Here is a 3598-nt window from a genome sequence, read left to right as displayed (position 1 = left end):
GTGTAAATACATGATAGTACATTTTTAAATAAAGTACAATACTTTAAAACTTTTTATTTATTTATCTAACTTTATTTATCCTTTTTATATAATTACTTAAAATTTATAAAATAAATTAAATGTATTTATTTTATATGGTTATTTTTTAATAGAGCAAAACTGTGTTCAATAATAAATTAAAATTCTCCTTTATAAAAAAGCATATCAGTATCAAATATAACTAATTATCTTGATTAAAAATAAAAACCAGGCTCGAGGGCCTGGTTTCGTTCTATTTATCTTCTCTTTTTTTTCGTCTTCCAAATAAGAATAATGATCCTAATGCTGCAAGTAAGCCACCAAATAATGTTCCGTTATTAGCAGTATCTTCACTACCTGTTTCTGGTAATGCTTTATCCTCTTCATGTTTAGGTTCTCCATATCCTTCATGATGACCATGTTCTGGTGTTCCTTCATGATGGTCAGAGTCTGAGTCGCTGTCAGAATCTGAATCACTGTCTGAGTCGAAATCACTATCTGAATCTGAATCACTGTCTGAGTCTGAGTCACTGTCTGAATCTGAATCACTGTCTGAATCGGAATCACTATCTGAATCTGAGTCACTGTCGGAATCTGAATCGCTGTCTGAGTCGGAGTCACTGTCTGAGTCGGAATCGCTGTCTGTGTCTGAATCACTGTCTGAGTCGGAGTCACTATCTGAGTCTGAATCACTGTCTGAATCTGAGTCGCTATCTGAATCTGAATCACTGTCGGAATCCGAATCACTATCTAAATCTGAGTCACTATCTGAGTCTGAATCGCTGTCTGAGTCGGAATCGCTATCTGAATCTGAATCACTGTCTGAGTCAGAATCACTATCTGAATCTGAGTCACTGTCTGAATCTGAGTCGCTATCTGAATCTGAATCGCTATCTGAGTCTGAGTCGCTGTCTGAATCGGAGTCACTGTCTGAGTCTGAGTCACTGTCTGAATCTGAGTCACTGTCTGAATCCGAGTCACTGTCTGAGTCTGAGTCGCTATCGGAATCTGAGTCGCTATCTGAGTCGGAATCGCTATCTGAGTCTGAGTCGCTATCGGAATCGGAATCGCTATCGGAATCGGAATCGCTGTCGGAATCTGAGTCGCTATCGGAATCGGAATCGCTGTCTGAGTCTGAATCACTATCTGAATCTGAATCGCTGTCGGAATCAGAATCACTATCTGAGTCTGAGTCACTGTCAGAATCCGAGTCACTATCTGAGTCTGAATCACTGTCGGAATCTGAGTCACTGTCTGAATCTGAATCACTGTCTGAGTCGGAATCACTATCTGAATCTGAGTCACTGTCGGAATCTGAGTCGCTATCGGAATCTGAGTCGCTATCTGAGTCGGAATCGCTGTCTGAGTCGGAATCGCTATCTGAATCAGAATCACTGTCTGAGTCGGAGTCACTGTCTGAATCGGAGTCACTGTCTGAGTCTGAGTCGCTGTCTGAATCTGAGTCGCTATCGGAATCCGAATCACTGTCTGAATCTGAGTCACTGTCTGAGTCTGAGTCACTATCTATGTCTTCTCCACTACCATCAGCAGTATTATCAGTCACTTTAATAAAGTTATAGTAGTATACACTATCATAATAATCTCCATCATCGGCACTCATTGTTACAGATTGAATTAAATCTTTGTTAATTTTGTCATTTTCTTTGGAATTCACTTTAATAATATATGAATCTTCGTCAATATCACCAAAATAAATAGATGCTTTATTACCATTTTTTGTAATATCAAATTGGTCTGTAACATCAATTAAATCACTATCATCATTGAAATAACTTGCGTTTAATTTTGCACCATCTTTAAGTTTGTAAATTTTAATTTGCGAGTCATTATTAATTTGAGCAGAGCTATCTCCATTTTTAACTTGATACCCTCTAATATCAACAATAGCATCAGGTACATATTTATTTAGAGGATTGACATAAATTGTTTGTTCATAATCCTGTGTATCTTGGTTGTAATGTGTATATGCTGATCCTATATTACTATAAGCTTTTTCAACATACTCGTTATCATAAACCACATCTTCATTTTTACTAACTTGCTTATCTCCAAATGTATATGTAATTTTTTCATTAGCTGAATCATTACGAACAACATCTCTGTTAATGTATTGAGATAAGCTTATGTTACCTTGGATATTCTTTTTATTATTGACATAATCAGTGAAAGTATATTTATATTCTCTAGTCATAGGATTATAAATACCATTAGCAATGATATTTCCTTCTTTGTCAACAATATCAGGCGCTTCTGTATTATTATGGTTTAAATCGTCATTAATTGTATTATCTGAACCTTTAAATTTGAAATAGTCCCCAGGATTGACAGCATTAACTGTATCAAATGATACAGTTAAGTTGTAACTCTCTGCATTGATGGGTCTAATTTCATTACTGTCAAATTGAATGTCAATTTTATTAAAGTCAATTTGATTAGTAACATCCGTACCTGCTTGTACTGCTGCTACTCTCATTCTTGGTGTTAAACGTTTTGGTGCAACACTTGTTGCTGGCGTAGCCTGTGATTCTTCAGAACTTTGTTTTTCATTATATTGTCTTATTAAATCATTAAGTTTACTAGGATCTTTTTCTAATTCTTCTTTAGTAATGGTTACATTACTTGCAACTTGATTGGCATCTAAAATCTGATTATTTTCTACTGTTGTTGGCTCAATTTGTGATGTCATGTTTTCTTCATTAGTTTTTTCTTCTGTTGTTGATTGAGTGTTTTCTTGAGGTTGCGATACTTGACTGTTATGTACTACATGTGGAGTTCCAATATTTGTATTTTCTTTAGAAGGTTGATATGAAGCTTCTGTTGACTGTTCTTTTTCATCCTGTGATGTTAATTGTTTATTATGCTCTATTTTATCATCAGCAACTTTTTCACGTGGTGATGACGTTTCCTCTTGCTGATTATTAACTATATTGCTATCCTCGACCTGTGCATTGTCAGATGATGTCTTACTGTCGTTATCTAGCTTAGTATTGTCATTTATATTGTTGTTCGTTGTATCTTGTTGTTTTTCTGTTACTTTGTTTTCAGACGATATTTCTTTATCACTTTGCACATTATCGTTGTTTGTCTCGTTATTGTCGATACTATTATTTACTTCTACTTCTGACTGATTGACTTCGTTATCTTGCTTATTTTTATTAGTATTAGTTGTTGCTGACTCATTATTATTAGCATTTGTTTCAGCAGCTTGTGCTTCTTGGTTCCCAAGTCCAAAAAGTAAAGTTGTTCCTACTAATATTGATGCTGTCCCTATTGTGTATTTCCTTATCGAAAATTTATTTAATCGATTTGCTACGAAACTTTTTTGAGTTAATTTATTTTTATCCCTCATAAAAAATTCTCCTTTTAAAAATTTTAAAATAACCATTCCACTTATATATATTGAAATAATTATTCCAAACACTCGTATCGATATAACTATTCCATTTACATATAAATATATGATTATATAATATTACATTTTTGAATGAAGTTCAATTGATTAAAACTTTTCATTTATGTTTTTATTTTCATTTTGGTAAAACAATAAACAGTTATATTC

General features: G+C 34.0%; 1 protein-coding gene. It reads right to left on the bottom strand.

The features are described 5' to 3' along the window. Window positions 1-271: 271 nt before the first annotated feature. Window positions 272-3388, bottom strand: coding sequence for a fibronectin-binding protein FnbA (locus CD113_RS08435; RefSeq protein WP_095092578.1), 3117 nt, complete (start codon window positions 3386-3388; stop codon window positions 272-274). Between the last annotated feature and the right edge of the window lie 210 nt (window positions 3389-3598).

Origin of the sequence: Staphylococcus simiae (genome assembly GCF_002902085.1) — a bacterium.
GTDB classification, from domain to species: domain Bacteria; phylum Bacillota; class Bacilli; order Staphylococcales; family Staphylococcaceae; genus Staphylococcus; species Staphylococcus simiae.
This window is presented reverse-complemented; position numbering and strand designations above follow the sequence as displayed.

Excerpts from the sequence above, each read along its gene's own strand:
- CD113_RS08435 (WP_095092578.1), bottom strand. The coding sequence starts at position 3,388 with ATGAGGGATAAAAATAAATTAACTCAAAAAAGTTTCGTAGCAAATCGA.